This window comes from Moritella sp. 24 (assembly GCF_018219155.1).
Classification (GTDB): Bacteria; Pseudomonadota; Gammaproteobacteria; order Enterobacterales; family Moritellaceae; genus Moritella.
The window spans coordinates 1,750,331-1,767,100 of the sequence record NZ_CP056123.1 but is presented as its reverse complement, the minus strand read 5'-3'; the positions used below and the strand labels follow the sequence as shown (position 1 = coordinate 1,767,100).

At 36.7% G+C, this 16,770-nt stretch carries 16 protein-coding genes; 5 read left to right on the top strand and 11 right to left on the bottom strand.

Annotated elements, in window-relative coordinates; translation table 11 throughout:
* Window positions 1-136 precede the first annotated feature (136 nt).
* From HWV00_RS07980 to HWV00_RS07965, 4 genes are all read right to left on the bottom strand, one after another.
* The gene (locus tag HWV00_RS07980) at window positions 137-598 is read right to left on the bottom strand and encodes a hypothetical protein (RefSeq protein WP_211685568.1); all 462 of its coding nucleotides are present in this window, start codon (window positions 596-598) and stop codon (window positions 137-139) included.
* A 153-nt stretch (window positions 599-751) separates the two neighbouring features.
* Window positions 752-1,138 carry a nuclear transport factor 2 family protein gene (locus HWV00_RS07975; protein ID WP_211685567.1) on the bottom strand — a complete coding sequence of 129 codons (387 nt, stop codon included), beginning with the start codon at window positions 1,136-1,138 and terminating at the stop codon, window positions 752-754.
* A 94-nt stretch (window positions 1,139-1,232) separates the two neighbouring features.
* The gene (locus HWV00_RS07970) at window positions 1,233-1,964 is read right to left on the bottom strand and encodes a bifunctional 2-polyprenyl-6-hydroxyphenol methylase/3-demethylubiquinol 3-O-methyltransferase UbiG (RefSeq protein ID WP_211685566.1); all 732 of its coding nucleotides are present in this window, start codon (window positions 1,962-1,964) and stop codon (window positions 1,233-1,235) included.
* 456 nt (window positions 1,965-2,420) lie between these two features.
* Window positions 2,421-3,332: a LysR family transcriptional regulator gene (locus HWV00_RS07965; RefSeq protein ID WP_211685565.1), complete on the bottom strand. Its 912-nt coding sequence runs from the start codon at window positions 3,330-3,332 to the stop codon at window positions 2,421-2,423.
* A gap of 127 nt (window positions 3,333-3,459) precedes the next feature.
* On the opposite strand from HWV00_RS07965, the gene HWV00_RS07960 reads away from it, so the two are divergent.
* Entirely contained in the window at window positions 3,460-4,452 is a 993-nt protein-coding gene (locus HWV00_RS07960; RefSeq protein WP_211685564.1) for a zinc-binding dehydrogenase, read from the top strand.
* Window positions 4,453-5,328: 876 nt separating this feature from the next.
* Here HWV00_RS07960 and HWV00_RS07955 read toward each other — a convergent pair.
* From HWV00_RS07955 to folE, 4 genes are all read right to left on the bottom strand, one after another.
* The gene (locus tag HWV00_RS07955) at window positions 5,329-6,318 is read right to left on the bottom strand and encodes a TniB family NTP-binding protein (RefSeq protein WP_211685563.1); all 990 of its coding nucleotides are present in this window, start codon (window positions 6,316-6,318) and stop codon (window positions 5,329-5,331) included.
* Between the two features lie 9 nt (window positions 6,319-6,327).
* Window positions 6,328-8,145 (bottom strand): Mu transposase C-terminal domain-containing protein, encoded by a 1,818-nt coding sequence (locus HWV00_RS07950; protein WP_211685562.1) that lies wholly within the window; start codon window positions 8,143-8,145, stop codon window positions 6,328-6,330.
* Window positions 8,138-8,827, bottom strand: a complete 690-nt coding sequence (locus HWV00_RS07945; protein ID WP_211685561.1) for a TnsA endonuclease N-terminal domain-containing protein — start codon at window positions 8,825-8,827, stop codon at window positions 8,138-8,140. The genes HWV00_RS07950 and HWV00_RS07945 overlap by 8 nt, the downstream gene beginning before the upstream one ends.
* Before the next feature lie 136 nt (window positions 8,828-8,963).
* On the bottom strand, window positions 8,964-9,614 hold the full coding sequence (gene folE / locus HWV00_RS07940; protein ID WP_211685560.1) for a GTP cyclohydrolase I FolE: 651 nt from the start codon (window positions 9,612-9,614) through the stop codon (window positions 8,964-8,966).
* A gap of 186 nt (window positions 9,615-9,800) precedes the next feature.
* Between folE and moeA the strand changes: the two genes are divergently transcribed.
* Together moeA and moeB are read left to right on the top strand one after the other, a co-directional pair.
* Entirely contained in the window at window positions 9,801-11,033 is a 1,233-nt protein-coding gene (gene moeA, locus HWV00_RS07935; RefSeq protein ID WP_211685559.1) for a molybdopterin molybdotransferase MoeA, read from the top strand.
* Window positions 11,033-11,818: a molybdopterin-synthase adenylyltransferase MoeB gene (gene moeB, locus HWV00_RS07930; RefSeq protein ID WP_211685558.1), complete on the top strand. Its 786-nt coding sequence runs from the start codon at window positions 11,033-11,035 to the stop codon at window positions 11,816-11,818. Before moeA ends, moeB begins: the two co-directional genes overlap by 1 nt.
* Window positions 11,819-11,911: 93 nt before the next feature.
* Here the strand turns inward: moeB and HWV00_RS07925 are convergent, their stop codons facing one another.
* A complete protein-coding gene (locus HWV00_RS07925; protein ID WP_255554968.1) occupies window positions 11,912-12,610 on the bottom strand; it encodes a hypothetical protein in 699 nt (232 codons plus the stop codon).
* A 567-nt stretch (window positions 12,611-13,177) separates the two neighbouring features.
* On the opposite strand from HWV00_RS07925, the gene HWV00_RS07920 reads away from it, so the two are divergent.
* Window positions 13,178-13,444 (top strand): acyl-CoA-binding protein, encoded by a 267-nt coding sequence (locus HWV00_RS07920; RefSeq protein ID WP_211685556.1) that lies wholly within the window; start codon window positions 13,178-13,180, stop codon window positions 13,442-13,444.
* 701 nt (window positions 13,445-14,145) lie between these two features.
* Window positions 14,146-14,355, top strand: a complete 210-nt coding sequence (locus tag HWV00_RS07915; RefSeq protein WP_006030497.1) for a cold-shock protein — start codon at window positions 14,146-14,148, stop codon at window positions 14,353-14,355.
* Between the two features lie 160 nt (window positions 14,356-14,515).
* On the opposite strand, the gene can is transcribed toward HWV00_RS07915, so the two are convergent.
* Window positions 14,516-15,139 (bottom strand): carbonate dehydratase, encoded by a 624-nt coding sequence (can, locus tag HWV00_RS07910; protein WP_211685555.1) that lies wholly within the window; start codon window positions 15,137-15,139, stop codon window positions 14,516-14,518.
* Window positions 15,140-15,358: 219 nt separating this feature from the next.
* On the bottom strand, window positions 15,359-16,549 hold the full coding sequence (gene nhaA, locus HWV00_RS07905; protein ID WP_211685554.1) for a Na+/H+ antiporter NhaA: 1,191 nt from the start codon (window positions 16,547-16,549) through the stop codon (window positions 15,359-15,361).
* Window positions 16,550-16,770 lie beyond the last annotated feature (221 nt).

The following is a 16,770-nucleotide window of genomic DNA, read 5'->3' as shown; positions in this document are numbered from 1 at the left end:
AGCTCTAACGTAATATGGGGCAATTTTGAGTTAGCCCTATTAGCTAACTCGTTCGTGGACAAAAATGGCTTAGAGCTTAAGCATCAGAGAGGACGTTTCGCATTACTGAAAGTATAGCGAAGCAGTTACAACAAGTTTATTTATGAAATTTATCAATAAGCTTTTGTAAATTAATTCCCTCAATTATAAATTTAAACTTTTGTTCATATTCCTTTTGTATTTCAAATTTTAACCTTTTGTGTAGCTGTATAGAGATAGGGTTACTCATATGTACGTAGCTTATTAACGCATTTGGCTTTTCTTTATTTAATTCTTTTGCGAATGATTTAAAGAGAGTCTTAAGTACAGCACCATCTCTATGTAAAGGGTGAACTTGTAGAGACAAAATGAAGCAGTTTCCATTTTCTAAAAAATCATACTGAATATAACCTGCTAACTGTAGACCGTTATTATATTCAACAATCTTAATCCCATCAGATATCTCTTTAATTAGCTGATTTTTTCTGGTGTCATAGGAAAACTCATCCTTAGAATTTAAAAGGATATTACTCATATTGAGTTTATCTAATTCAACAATGCCTTTGATGTTTACTTGCATGCGTACACCTCCTACAGAGCAAAGACCAACGCCATTTTAAGCGACGGGTAATAGCTTACTAAAATGTAAAACGAAGTGGAACCGAGCAAGCTGTTACGAGTCCAACTTGAAAACCCTTGTTAGATTTTGTGCACTAAACTCAATTCTACAATGTTAAGCCAGCGTTTTAGCAACTAATGCTGAATCTAAATATGCACGAACCCGTACTATTTGGCTATTCTCAAATTCGCAAACCCAACAATAACGATTATGAAACTCAGCCCCTTTTTTTGTTACTGAATTGGCAACCAATTCAATTGAAGCTGAACTCCCATCAGTAATACAAGAAACTAATTTCAATGATAAAGGTGACTCTAATACTTCATTCAATTTTGAAATTGTCCCTGAAATGAAGTCTTGCTTAGATGTAAAGATACCAGCAAGCGGATGAGTTCCAGTTACTTCCCATACAACATCATCATGGACATGTGCAAAAAATCCTTGGGGGTTTCCATTTTCCAGATGCGAAAACAATTCAATTAACCATTCACGATTGATCATAATTTCCTACTAATAATGTACAGAATTCAATAAAAATATAACGCCCAAATAATGGGTGAAAAGTGGCTTAGCATCTTGATTTTCTCATTGTAATCTAGCTTGATTTTACAGCTACGATTGTTTGGAAGCCGTTCCTATTACTTGATTCTTCAATTTTAAAGCCAATATTAGAAAGTTGTTTTTCTACCCACTCGACAGAGAGTCTGATCTTACGATAAGAACTTTTATTAAGTTCCCATTTATCATTTTTTTTGATGTAAACAATGTCATGTATCTTAACTGTTTCACGCTCATATTCTAAAAAACAGGTGAAGATGATATTTTCGTCACTTCTCACCGGAATAAACCTATCTGTATCTTTAAGTTCTGTAGATAAGTCACGAAAAGTTAGAATTAACTTCCCACCATCCTCAAGCGAACTAAATGAGTTCTGGAATATAGTTAAAGCGTCATTCTTCGATTTTAGATGCGTAATTGTATCAGTCATACAGACTATCAATTCACAATTAGTACTAAGATGGTCCCTGAAATTTAAAATATCATCATTGATGGTAACGAGTGACTTATTATTAGAGTTCGACCTTAGCTCATCCAATAATTTTGGGCTAAGGTCTATTGCTGTTACATTAAAACCGAGTTCTGCCAAAGGGATAGATTGAAAGCCAGATCCCGCACCTAAATCAAAAGCGATACCAGAAGATGAAGGAGTAATGTTTCTATTTTGAAAGAACACTAAATTACTTCTTTTTGCTTCATCAAATCCACCCATTAGCCATGTATATACATCAGATAATAGGCTTTCATAATGTTCTTCCACACTCACCATTAGTACTTCTCCTGTAGATACTTACCATTACACTCATAAATAGGTAGTTTAAATTACAGTACATTGTATTTAATTAATAGGAAAATTTAAGACTCAGTGGTCAATTTTGATGAGTAACTTTGATATACCAAATTACTCCCATTTTTCACATGATAAAATGTATGGCGAACTTCCATGAATAAAACATGCGGGAGTAAAACTCTAACTCGATTTGGGGCAAGCTAGGGTTTAAAATTGCTGCAAGACTATTGGTTCATCAACAAGGGCGTATTAACTAACGACTAGATTAAGTCGAATTCTTACGCAACTTAAGAATTCTTAAAATAATGAAGATAATCTAAGAATTCTTAAAGTGGCTAAGAACTCTATATCTAAGATGATCACGAACATCTTAGTCACAAGACTTTGATAAACAAAGGCCGTTAAGGGTGAAAAATTGAAGATGGGAACACTTTTCTATAAAACTGGCACTTGTACATGTTTAATTACAAAATCAATAAACACTCTTACTTTAGCCGCTAAGTTTTCTCTATTGGGATAATAAAGATGATAATACCTATCTTGGTCTAGGCTATGATATTGAGGTAATAAGTAAACAAGCTTGCCTGAATCTACATAGGGCTTTAAATTAAAAACATCCAAAAAGCCAATCCCCATATGTGCTAAAATTGCGTCACACATAGCGTCTTGTGTATTTACCGTTAGTACGGTGTTTTCAGTCACTGTAAAAGTCTCTTCACTTTTTTCAAATGTCCACTCTTCAACCTTACCATTGCCCGTTAACCGAAAACGTACTTGCTGATGCAAGACCAAATCTGCTGGCGAAGTTATTCTTGGTTTAGAAGCTAAATACTCAGGTGTTGCACATAAGAAGAACTGCATTGGCACCAATTTACGTGCGATTAATCCGCTTGAAGGCATACCACCACCACGAATACCGACATCGAATCCGTGGCTTATCGGATCCTTTACATTATCATCAAAAAATAGTTCGACCTCAATATGAGGAAACTTCGTTTTAAATTTAGGGATTAATGGCATTATTACATGTAGCCCGATACTTTGCGGCATACTCACGCGCAACTTTCCCGAAGGTTGCTGCTTTCTCAAATCTAACCAATCACTTGAAGAATCTAACAGCGCTAACGCGGCACGATATTTATTATATAAGTATTTACCCTCATCAGTCAGCGATAAGCTGCGAGTGGTTCTATTTAATAAACGCGTACCGAGTTGCTGCTCAAGTTTTTTTACCTGCTTACTAATCGAGGCAGGAGTTTGTTCTAAATCTTTTGCTGCTGAGGCAAAACTTCCCAATGATGCGGTTTTGACAAAGGCAGTGATTGCTTGAAGAGAATGTCTCATCATTATTCTTAACTTTTAGTTAATATAGAACGTCAATAATACCCCCTAGTGTAACTAATAGCAATTTACTACACTGTCAAACATCGAGTAAATAAGTCAGTAAGTAAGCAACTAAAATAGAGGGAAAACAATGAGAGCAATGGCGATTAATGAATACGGAAACGCAAGTGTATTTCAAGCAGTAGAGATGGCTAAACCTGACGCAAAGGTTGAGCAGTTATTAGTTAAAATTCATGCAACAAGTTTAAACCCCAAAGATGTTATGCAAAGAAGCGGTGCTTTTTATGATGCGCTACCCACAGTTCTGCATTCTGATTTTGCAGGTACTGTTGAAGTCGTTGGCGATTCAGTTGAAGGCTTTAACGTGGGTGATAAAGTTTATGGTTGTATGGGTGGTATTGCAGGCAACCAAGGCGCTTTAGCTGACTATATGGCAGTAGATGCCGTACAAGTGGCGAAAATGCCTTCAAATCTATCTTTTTCCCAAGCTGCAGCGTTACCGCTCGTTGCTATTACGGCTTGGGAAGGCTTAGTCGATAAAGCCAATGTACAACCGGGTGAACAAGTGTTAGTTCACGGTGGTACGGGTGGTGTAGGCCATGTTGTTGTTCAATTGGCTAAAGCTAAAGGTGCGATTGTTACCACGACTATTGCTAATGATGGTGCAGTCAATCTTGCTCAAACATTGGGGGCAGATAATGTTGTTAATTATAAAAATGAAAAAGTAGCTGAATACGTTGAAAGATTAACTCATGGTACTGGTTTCGATATTGTATTTGATCCTGTTGGTGGTGCTAATTTTGCTAGCTCTGTAGAAGCAACAAAACTCAATGGTCAATTGGCTAGTACACAGCTATTTGGAGAGTTTAATTTAGCAGGTGCTGCTTCTAAAGCGCTGAGTTTACACCTTATTCTAATGTTGATCCCGTTAACACAAGGCGTGGGGCGTGCTCATCATGGTGAAATTCTTAATGAAATAACCCAGTTAGTTGAAGCAGGAAAGATTAAGCCTTTAGTTCATGACGAAGTGTTTAGTTTTAGTAATGTATCCGCTGCACACCAAGCATTTGAAGACGGAAAAGTCAGAGGCAAGTTAGTGTTAGAAAACGATAGCTGGAAATAACACAGCGATTAAAGAGCAAGCTGAATTAAGCCTCTGTCTGCGACAGAGGTAACTTTCAGAGGCTCTGATGTAATGGATGTAGTGGTTTAGTGAAATTTGCTTCCTAACTGGAGGCTTTTTTGATCTTAGAATACAAATCGTTACAGTTTTACTTGACCACTACACAGGGACAAAAGCGAGTGTGTAGTCGTGATATGACAAATTCCTCACATGAGTAAATCTATTGAAAATCGACATGAACATATTATTAGTGAGTAACGACTCTAAGCCAAAAAGGGGCAGAAACGTGTTAGCGTAATCAGCACGAGTATTCAGTTAAACGGTGTTTTTCAACTTAGCCTTTTCTACAAATGTGCCATTCAAGTGTTATTACCTTCATCATTCCAATCCACCTTTTCTTGTCAGCAAATGAGCTGCTTATTTGCAAGCAACTAGTGACAACTATCTTGAAAAACACCGAGAATAATATTACTGAATTTTAATACTGTTGATAAGTAAATATAAAGCACAATCAAAAATGAGGACTATAATCCCTATTAACTACTGATAAAAGTAGTTGATAAGGATTAATGGCACACTACTGAAAAAGTAGTTGATAAAACCACGACCTCACTTGGAGGTATTTTTAAATCGAGCACTACCGAATAGGTAGATAATCACTGGGGAAATTTTAACACTTCATTCAAGAGTAAACGTTAATGCGCTTACGTTCTAGGATGAGGTGCTTAGAACTCTATTCAACTTATCCACTGATGAATCAGTTGGTTAAGACTAAATATAAGGTTTTACTACAACTATACTCGTGCAATACTTTTACTACCTAGAAAATAATATGAAATCAACTCATTTCATCAATACCTTGAAATAGGTTTTAATTCAATTAAACGCCTTACTAGGATCAAAAGGTTTACCACCTCGTTTGTTGTGTTGAATGTAGTCCTCATAGCCTAGTTCTTTCGCTGGGTCTGCTAGCATATTATCGGTAATTGTTACGCCTTTTTGGAACGGATTTTCCCAACTGGCCAATTTATTTCCTGATGTAAGTTCAGAAGCATCGCGGAAATCATCGGTAATAATAGACTCTCTCTCAGACTCTATCGCATTGACTGACGCATGAAATACTAAATTTCTCAGTGAGCGCATATTACCTCCAGAAAATGCATACAGCTTTTTAGCTAATCGGTCCTCTCCTAATCCGGACATATTATCAAACGGCAAAGCTTCATCTAACCGTTTGAGAAAACCTATAAAAACATCCTTATTATAAGCATAACTGAACGGTCTAAGATGAAACTGTATTGAAAAAAGACCATTGAGCTGACTGTTCGTGGCAAAAATAACTTGTGAATATGGCATACCAAAAAGAGCTATTGGGCATTGCGTTTTTTTTATTATAATCTTTAGCCAATCTCCGACTCTAGCTAGGATTCGATTTGATATTTTTTCAATCAGGTGTTGAAATTCGTCTATGATAATCATCTCAATTTTAAGCAAAGACACCAAGTCAATGATTCGTTTAGTTAAAATAGTAACATCGGTTTCATGCAAAGCAAGGGGGTCATTTAGCTGCAACAACATTTCTCTAGCCACATCAACTGGCTTTGCATTATCGGGGAGCTCTATATAAAAAACTGGAACGATATCCCCCCTTAATGATGAACTCCCTTCATTTGATTTTAGATATTTACGAATAATTGAAGATTTGCCTACCCCAGAAGCACCGTAAACCATCATGCATGAGGGTTCCGCATCGAAACGAGATAACTGCCTACACCGCTCAATATTTTTCAGTATTTTGGCCACGTCAGGAGTGGTGATAAACGCTTTTTTTGCCCTTTCTATTCGTTCCTGTTTATTAAGTAGCATAGATAACTCCTAAACGTAATCGATATCCCAACCAGAACTATCCTCTTGATTAGGATCACTTATGTCTTCCGATTTAGCTTTATCAAGAATATTCGGCTTTCTCGCATTTTGAGCCCTTTCAGCATTCTCTTGATATCTAGCTGCGCGGCGTTTGTTTGTTATCGTCGTTTTTTTCATCGAAATCGAAGCATCAACCATTCTATCTATGCGTAACTCAGCATCTAACTCTGCGTCTTCATCGTACTCACTGCTATTAATCATCTGTTTTAATTCTATGTTTTTCTCATGCTGCCACAGAGTAACCGTGCTAGCATATTCATAATCTACGGCTGGTACTTTAAAATATGATTCATTATCTTCGTCGAGCACCCAAATGAATCCCATATTGTCTGGATTATATTTTATTGTAACTTTATGATTTCCCTTTTTGCCTCGGTATTCCGCTAAGCGCTCGCTGCTGTAATACAACTCAGTTTTAAGTCTAATCCCTTCTTTTCGCAGAGCAACTAGAACTAACTTCGCGAAACAAAAATCTAATTCCTCATCAGTGCCTTTGAATTCATCAGGCGGCCACATTCTAGCAGCTTGTTTCCAAGCAACATTAGGGCAGTTGGTACCTCTTGTGTTTGGCTTTGCGTGAAAAATATCTACAAGCCAAATCAAGTAAATCTCTTTGATTTCATCTAACGTAAGAGAAGCTTCACTAATCGCATCATAACCCTCTCTTTGTAAATAGTTACTAAATGCTTTACCTGGGAGATCATTAAGTAAAGAGGTATTTGTAGTTCCAAATTGACGTTCGGTATGAGGTTTATTATCTGGTGTTTCAACCTTATTCTGGTGCACATTGATAAAAAGACTGTCGCATGCTCTATGAAAGTCAGCAGACAAAAATTCTTTCCCATTGTCTGTAACAAGAAGATCTGGAATACCATAACAAACCCATTCATTCTGCACCGATGGAAATAACTCTAGTAATTCCGTTTTTGGCTTAATTGCATTCTTCAGCGCAAGTGCCACTGACATATAACTTGGAGGTTCAAACCCTAAGTAGAAACCGACTACCGCCTTACTATAACAATCTACAAGTTGGGTTAGATAAGGCCGACCTATAGCTACTCGATACTTAAAATGAACTGCAAACAAGTCTAGCCAAGTATGATCGACTTCTACTCGTTCCAAAACCCTCTCTGTAAGAATCTTTTTACCCATGCGGCGAAACTCACGTTTGGCAACTCGCGTTCCCTTCTCTGCTTCAAGTTTTTCGTAAGGTGTCAGCTTTTTTACTCGCTTTCGAATAGCTTCATAAGTAGGGTATTTGTGACTAGCGCTATGAGTAAGGTTGTATTGCCGTACTTTTCTTCTAACTCGTTTAAATGCCGCATAAACATTAATTTTTTTTGCTGAAATTACCTGTTCAATAGCCTGATTCATATACCCTGATACAATTTCAGGTACCTTGATGGTTCGGTTACCACGCTGTTTAACCTTTGGAACCAGTGATGTAATATCAAACCCCGAACGTCGAAAGCACAGCCACCATCTATAAATGGAACTCGAACTAGGTATTGAACGACTTTCACCAACCTGAAGTTTAACTCTGAAAGGTTCAATACTATCTAAGCTGATATTTGCACATTCTCGAGATATTACCTTCAAAATTTTCAGTCTAAAAAGAGCTTCAGCCACGCACTTTTCATTAAATGCGGATAAATCTTGTAAATCGTCACAGTCCGCAAATTCAATGTCTTTCAATTCACCCGATAAAGCAGAGGTATTATCAGAATTTGCGCTTCCATAAAATTCAGAAAATGAATTTCTAGGCACAAACCACACCTAATTTTGTACTTTTATTAAGAGGAGAATAAAGATCTGTCTGAAACAAAGATCTAGACAGTAAGTCACAAACCATAGGGAATATACTTTGGCAGGAAAAACCGGTTAAATACATAAGATCTTCAATTTTTTTGTCCCTATTCTTCTGTAAAATACTCAATAATATTTTTTGATGTTCAGTTAATTCTTTTCGAGATGAATACCTATGCATCAACTTTAAGTTTTTGAGTAAAGGTACAATTCTTATAGCTTTTTCTTTGATTAATTCGAGGTCAACGCCAAGCAGTTTTTGTGCAGCCAACTTTTTAGCCTCAAACTCCAATTTGAAACGCTGTGAATTTGCTTCCTCATCTGTTTTCACTTCATAAAGTACGAATTCACCACAATCAAACTGAACAAGAAAATCAGGTACATAAGTATGTTCTTTGCCGTTAAGTTCGTATGAAAATCGAATTGGCTGAGAACAAAAACGAATTATTTCCTTTTGAAAATCAAAGTGGAAACAAGAGTCAAACTCAAGCGTCGACTCTACAGAAATAATACACCTCATTTTGATACTCGCGTATCGATGAATATTTTTTCCGCGTGATTTGGTTAGGCTTCTTGCTGGACAAGTAAACGCCTTTTCTAAAGCGTTGAATAGCTGATATGAAGATAAATAAGACATTGGCATAAAATTGCCTCTTTCACCATTTGTAGTAAACTTACAGAAGTATGGTAGAAAAAGAGACAATTTCAAGTTATGGTTGTGACAATTATTAGGTTATGGTTGCAATTATTAAGTTATGGTTGTTTCAACAAGTCGTACACTATCGGCAATGTAAAAACTCTGCTCTTGTTTCAGGGCGAGATTTAAAGATACCACCAAGAGATGTAGTTGTTGTTTCACTTGTTGCATCCATAACACCACGCGCCTTAACGCAATAGTGTGTAGCAGTAATACTCACTGCTACATCTTGTGAATCAAGTAAAGTTTGCAGTGCGACTAAAATTTGCTGAGTTAAACGCTCTTGAACTTGCGGACGACGTGAGAAAAACTGCACAATGCGGTTGATCTTTGATAAGCCAATCACTTTACTACGAGGAATATATGCAATTGTTGCTTTACCATCAATAGTGATAAAGTGGTGCTCACAAGTACTTGTTAATGTAATATCACTTACCTTAACCATTTCATCCACTTGCATCTTATTATCAATAAGCGTTATCTTTGGAAATGAAGCATAATCTAAACCTGAAAATATTTCATTCACATACATTTTTGCTATTCGGTGTGGCGTTTCAGCCAAGCTGTCATCACTTAAATCAAGTTCTAACAGTTTTAGAATCTCGGTAAAATGTGATTCAATACGTTCTTTCTTCTCTGCGCTGCTTAGCCCAGTTCCGATCATCGGTGTTTCTAACCCTCGCTCTTCCAAGACTGAACGGACTAATAAAGCTTCTTTACTTAGGCAGGTCATTAATTACTCCACAAACGGATCGACATTTAAAAATATGGCGCATAATAACATCTAACAATTAATAATATAAACAAATTAGCTGAATTAACGTTAATTAAGGATTTTATTGTTATAGATCCTATCGTCAACCTGCTGAGTTTGTCATAATTAACAACATAATTATAAAATAACCAACAAGGGTATACGATGGGATGTTGTGACGTACAAGGGCTAAAACCTCTGGATTTAGCTATGGAAGAAATGTTATCAAATATCAACGCAGTAACAGAAACGCTAACCGTAGATTTAGCTGATGCGCTTGATTATATTTTAGCTGAAGATATCGCCTCTCCAATTAATGTCCCACCTTTTGATAATTCAGCAATGGATGGTTATGCCGTTAGAATCTCAGATCTGACAACATCAATGACACTGCCACTTGCAGGTAAAGCATTCGCTGGTCAACCATTTAATGGCGAGTGGCCAATCGGCACGTGTATTCGTATAATGACTGGTGCGCCAGTACCAACTGGTTGTGAAGCCGTTATTATGCAAGAGAGTACGCAGGTCGACGGCGATTTAATTACTTTCGACAGTCTACCTCCAATGCATGACAATATTCGTAATGCAGCTGAAGATATCGCTATCGGTCAAGCAGTACTAACCAAAGGTCGTCGCCTTACTCCACGTGATATCCCAATGTTAGCATCCATTGGCATTGATAAAGTATCCGTTTACCGCCGTTTAAAAGTCGCTATATTCTCAACGGGTGATGAACTTAAAAGCTTAGGACAACCTTTAGCTAACGGTGATATCTACGACAGTAACCGATATAGCATTAACGCGATGTTGTCACGATTGAATTTAGATATCATTGATTTAGGCATTATTCCCGATGATGAAGCCCTACTTCGTGAAACATTTATCAAAGCAGATGCAGTCGCAGATGCAGTGATCACATCAGGCGGCGTATCTGTTGGTGAAGCCGACTATACGAAAGTATTACTTGAAGAACTTGGCGAAATTGGTTTTTGGAAATTAGCAATTAAACCGGGTAAACCTTTTGCGTTTGGTACATTACCAAATAGTAAATTCTTTGGCTTACCTGGTAATCCTGTTTCTGCAACAGTCACCTTTCACCAACTCGTAGTACCTGCATTAGCAAAAATGACCAATCAAGTTTACACACCAACACCGCGTTTTAATGCTGTTGCGGCAACCAAACTGAAAAAAGTACCAGGTCGTATGGACTTCCAACGTGCAATTTATAGTGTCAATGCCCAAGGCCAACTTGAAGTTGTTTCTACAGGTAGCCAAGGTTCTGGTGTATTCAGTAGTATGAGCCACTCAAACTGTTATGCGATTCTAGAACAAGATCGAGGTAACGTAGAAATTGGTGAAACAGTGACTATCGAACCATTTAATGAGATCTTAAATTAATGACGAACTCACCAATGGATAACAATTTGCCTTCTGAGGATATTTTATCTTCCGAAGAGGAGTTACGCTATAACCGTCAAATCGTCCTTCGCCACTTTGATTTTGATGGTCAAGAAGCGTTAAAGCAAGCTAACGTACTTATTATTGGTGCAGGTGGTCTTGGCTGTGCAAGTAGCCAATATTTGGCTTCCGCTGGTATGGGTAAGATGACATTAGTCGATTTTGACCATATCGAACTGTCTAATTTACAACGTCAATTGTTACATCGCGACAGCCGTATTGGTGAATTTAAGTCAATGTCAGCCAAACATGAACTTCAGCAGATAAACCCGCACTGTGAAGTGCAAGCTATCACGACGAAACTATCTGAAGACGAGTTAACTGATTTAATCAAACTGCATGATATTGTGCTTGATTGTACTGACAATGTGGACACCCGTGAGCAAATTAATCGCGCTTGCTTTGCATCACGAACGCCACTGGTATCCGGTGCTGCAATCCGTATGGAAGGACAGATTAGTGTCTTTACTTATGCTGACGACGAGCCTTGCTATCAATGTTTGAGCCAATTGTTTGGTAGTGGGACATTAAGCTGTGTTGAATCAGGCATCATGGCACCGATGGTCGGTATTATTGGTGCCATGCAGGCTATGGAGGCAATTAAGGTGGTTGCTCATTTTGGAGAGCCAATGACAGGAAAGGTTTTACTTGTTGATGGTCTTACCTTGTCATTTCAACAAATGAAATTGCCAAAACTACCAAGTTGTAGCGTATGTAATAACTAGCCAATAAAAATAATGAGTAGCGCGTTAACTCTGTTAATCGCGCTATATTTCATTCACTTTACTCAGATTAATACTTCAATCGCCACCATCAAACTACAAGAATATGTGCGCCAAATAAGACACGATTAAGCAATACACCACGTTCGCAATTACGCTTGCCTCTAGTCCTACAAACCAATACAGTAATCCTAACGTCGCCGATGAAATTACCGTGACGATCACACAAAAAATAATAACATTGATAGAGAATGTTGATGTCACAGCCATAATAACAAGCGCAACAAATAGCGATACGACCAGTGACGATAATCCAATCGCGCGAGTGGTCAGGTTAAACTGTGACAGCTTATTATCGTTAGCTGATAACCGAGTTATCAACAGAGATAGCGGTAACATAAATAACCCTAAATAAATTGAGCTTAGCAAAACAGCCGTCAATAGAATCAAGGGAATATCTAATGAACTAAAGATCTGGTGATATACAAGAAATGATTGTGGTAAATGAGGCTCTGCTATCACGAAAATCAAACTGCATAAAATAGCAGTCAATAAGCCAAAACAAGCACCGAATACTAACGTAACGCGTAATTCAGACAAGAAGGTCGCATTATTTTCTTCTGCTGACAATAATGGTTTCATTTTTATCGTTGAAATAATACCAAAATAAGCCGCACTCGATAACGCGAGAATGCCAATAACGGTCAACGGTGCAACGAAGTTACTCGTTAGCCCAAGTCCCATTGGTAAGTTAGAGAAGAAGAACGATGCGATATTTGCTTTTTCAGCAAACATAACTGTACCTATCACTATTAAAGCGAAAGTAAACATCAAGCAGCGTTGTAAGGTTGAATAATTATTCAATATATCCTCGAATAATGATGTCTGTGTTTGTGTTTGTTGTGCGATCATATCTTATTTTACAATAAATGAGTTTAGCGTTACTTCGTTTATAAGGTAAATAAAACTGCCACCCAAAAGGTCGTAACTACAAATGGGTAATGATATATATTATTCCGTATATATCAAGTTTAATTAACATTTTTTAACTAAGACCCCCTTCAAGCATGCGCTATATCAATATACGGCCAATGTTCATCTATTTTATACATTTCCAGTATAGTGATTAATCAGATTAGAAAAGTCATACTTAAACTTAAGTTATTAGATTGAATAATAAGGATTTTTCATTATTTAAATTCATACCTAAAATTGAAATTAAAGGGTGTAATCATTTAAAAAAAAATGTAAGATTCGCTTGTAACTTAACTACTCATTAGTAGGTGTATTGCAGCGCTAGAACGCTGTAATGATATAAGTACTTTAATTCAACAATAGAATAGCTAAATAAAGGAATATAAAATGACAGACCTACGCGCTAAATTTGAAGCTACAGTAGACCAAGTACAGAATGGCACAGCAAAGAAAAAGCCTTCTCAAGAATTGAAATTAGAGTTTTACTCATTATTTAAGCAAGCAACAGAAGGCGATGTTGCTACTAAAAAACCATCTATCTTTGATATGGTTGCTTTTGCTAAATGGACGGCTTGGAATAAATTACGTGGTTTATCTTCAGATGCTGCAATGGAAAAATACATTGCACGTGTAGAAGAAGAAAATGCAGCTTAATTGAAGAAACGTTCTATATTGTCAGTAAATATACCTATTTACTGACAACTTTTTTAATTTACCCTACTCACTAAGAAATACTTTTAAATCATTCCTCATTATTTATGAGTGAAATGTTTTTCTACTTTCTTTTGACTAAAAAACCACTGTCTACGAACACTCTTACTCATAATCATTCCTTAATTTCATCTCGAATATCGTTTATCCACCATTACTTGGTGCTCTAGTCTTACCTGCTACCATCACCAACTATAATGCTTCTACATTTAAAATAGCTCTTTTATATCAAATTCTTATACATTTAGACTGATGATTAGCACAGTCCTAAATTAGCAACAAATAATAAGTTATCAATCATTACAGCCGACAGTGATTAAAAAATCAGATGGTGCTATGGATTGGCTGTTATATGAACTAATATCGCATAAAATAAGAGTCACAAAGGCTACAAAGGCACCAAGCAAGTCCATTCTTTGTTGATTTTGCTAATGAAAACAACAATTTTATAAAAATAACGGACGAGTGTGTTGCTATGAGGCTTCAACCATGTATAATTCGTCTTAAGAAATTAGGCTAGTTTATATCGGTAGAATAATCTTTAGTTGGTACTTGTTATCTATTATTGTTTTGTATTGTTTATATAAGTTATACCCTGGTTTTTTACAATTTTTTTTAATAACGCATTTACAGGGTTTTTTAATATGTCTAATACAGTAATCGGTAAAGTAAAATTCTTCAACGAAGCTAAAGGCTTCGGTTTCATCGAACAAGAAAACGGCCCAGATGTATTCGTACATTTCAGCTCTATCTTAGTTGATGGCTTTAAAGTACTTACTGACGGTCAAAAAGTTGAGTTCACAGTAGGTCAAGGCCAAAAAGGTCCACAAGCTGAGAACGTTAAACCTCTTTAATAGTTTACTATTAATCGGTTAAACAGTTATCAAAAAAGGTGAACTTAGTTCACCTTTTTTATTACCTAAAATTTACTCGATAATATATCAATTAAAATTTAGGTAATAAAAAAGCCAATGAGTTATCTCATTGGCTTTTTTTATATCTGTATCATTATACTTACTTAGCAATAACTTCCAGTTGCTTCTCTCTAGATTCAATACTGTCCGTTAAACTTTTCAATACACCATTACTAATATTAAAGATCCAGCCATGAATCGTTAACTCAGCACCATTACGCCACGCTCGCTTCACTACTGTTGTATTACAGACATTACGCACTTGCTCAATAACATTAAGCTCACACATACGGTCAATTTTATCTTCCCCACAGACACCTTCTAGGTCATCCATATGGAAGCGTTCTACATCTTTGATATGACGAAGCCAGTTATCGATTAAACCATGCTGGCCATCACCCATAGCGGCTTTAACACCACCACAGCCATAATGTCCGCAGACAATAATATGCTTAACTTTAAGCACCTCTACAGCGTACTGGATCACTGATAAGCAGTTTAAATCTGTATGCACAACAACATTTGCAATATTGCGGTGAACAAAGACCTCCCCTGGGGGCAGAGCCATGATCTGATTTGCAGGGACACGGCTGTCAGAACAACCTATCCATAAATAGTCAGGTGTTTGTTGTTTAGAAAGTTGCTCAAAAAAGTCAGGGAACTGTTCATTAATCTGTTCTGACCATGCGCGATTACGTTCAAATATCGATTTAATTGTACTCAAGACTACGCTCTCTGATTATGAAGACTACACTTTGAACCTTTAAACTATCTTGTTTAATCAATATATTCAACTGATAAATAAGTAATCTTCGGATATAAGCCACTGGACTTATGAGTGTAACAATTGAAAAAAACACTGTACAAGCCAGATATAAAAAAAGCACCCATAGTGGGTGCTTTCTATTATCTTACGAGGTTATCACAGCTACACAGTCGTCGGTTATTTCGCTTTCTCTTGATTCGATAAGCATGATTTCAACATGAAGAAACCAATAACACCTGACAGTAATGAGCCTAAAATAATACCAAGGCGTTCATCAAACAATAAGTTTGTACCTGTTGCTTCGAAGGCAAGTGAACCAATGAATAAGCTCATTGTAAAACCAACACCACATAAGACAGCAGTACTATATAAAGAACACCAGTTCATACCTTTAGGCATTTGTGCAATTTTACATTTAATTGCTAACCAGCATAATCCAAAGATACCAATTTGCTTACCAACAAATAGACCTAGTGCGATACCCATTGGTACAGGGTGTAAAATCTGTTCCAGACCAACACCTGATAAGTTGATACCAGCATTAGCAAATGCGAATACAGGTAAGATAACAAAGGCAACAACAAAGTGTAAACCGTGTTCCATCTTCTTCAATGGTGAGAATGATTTATCTTTTGACTGCATCGGAATAAACAAAGCAAGAATAACACCCGCTAATGTCGCGTGAACACCCGATTTCAACATTGCTACCCACATCACGATACCGACAAGGATATAAAGTGTTTTAGAGTCAACATTACGTTTATTCAAGTAAGCAAGCACTGGAATACAAAGTGCTGTAACGATTAGTGCCGAGATTGAAATTTTCGATGTATAAAAGAAAGCAATAATCAAAATCGCACCGATATCATCAAAAATAGCTAATGACGTTAAGAAAATCTTCAAGCTAATTGGCACTCGAGAACCAAGTAGACTTAAGATACCTAGCGCAAATGCAATATCTGTTGCAGCAGGGATCGCCCAACCACTTAATGCTGCTGGATCATCTATATTAAAATATACATAGATAAGAGCAGGAAATAACATACCACCAATGGCGCCAACACCAGGCAAGATGATGTTACGTGGATCAGACAACTCGCCTTCCACTAATTCTCTTTTTAACTCAAGTCCAACTAAAAAGAAGAACACAGCCATTAAACCATCATTAATCCAAAGCAATAATGGTTTCGCAATTTCTAAACCACCTAGTTTAATCTCAACAGGCACTTCTAAAAATAATGCATACAATCCTTGTGCAGGGCTATTCGCTAAAATCATAGCCAAGACAGCTGAGAACATTAGAACAATGCCTCCTGCTGATTCTAGTTTAAAGAAACTAGTCAAAAATGATTCTTGTGTGTTGTTCATACTTTTCCTTTATACCAATACATTCATCTATAGACGGTCGCTCAATACTGTACAACGCTAATCCATTACACCTAATATAGAGTGAAAATATTCAAGTATTATATAAATTAATAATTATATTTAATGCAGCTAAGGCGCTTTCTAATTTAAAACGCTCTTAATGAATTCCATTATTATGCAAAATGATCAGCAGGTCGTATTTACCTTGTCATATATTAAAA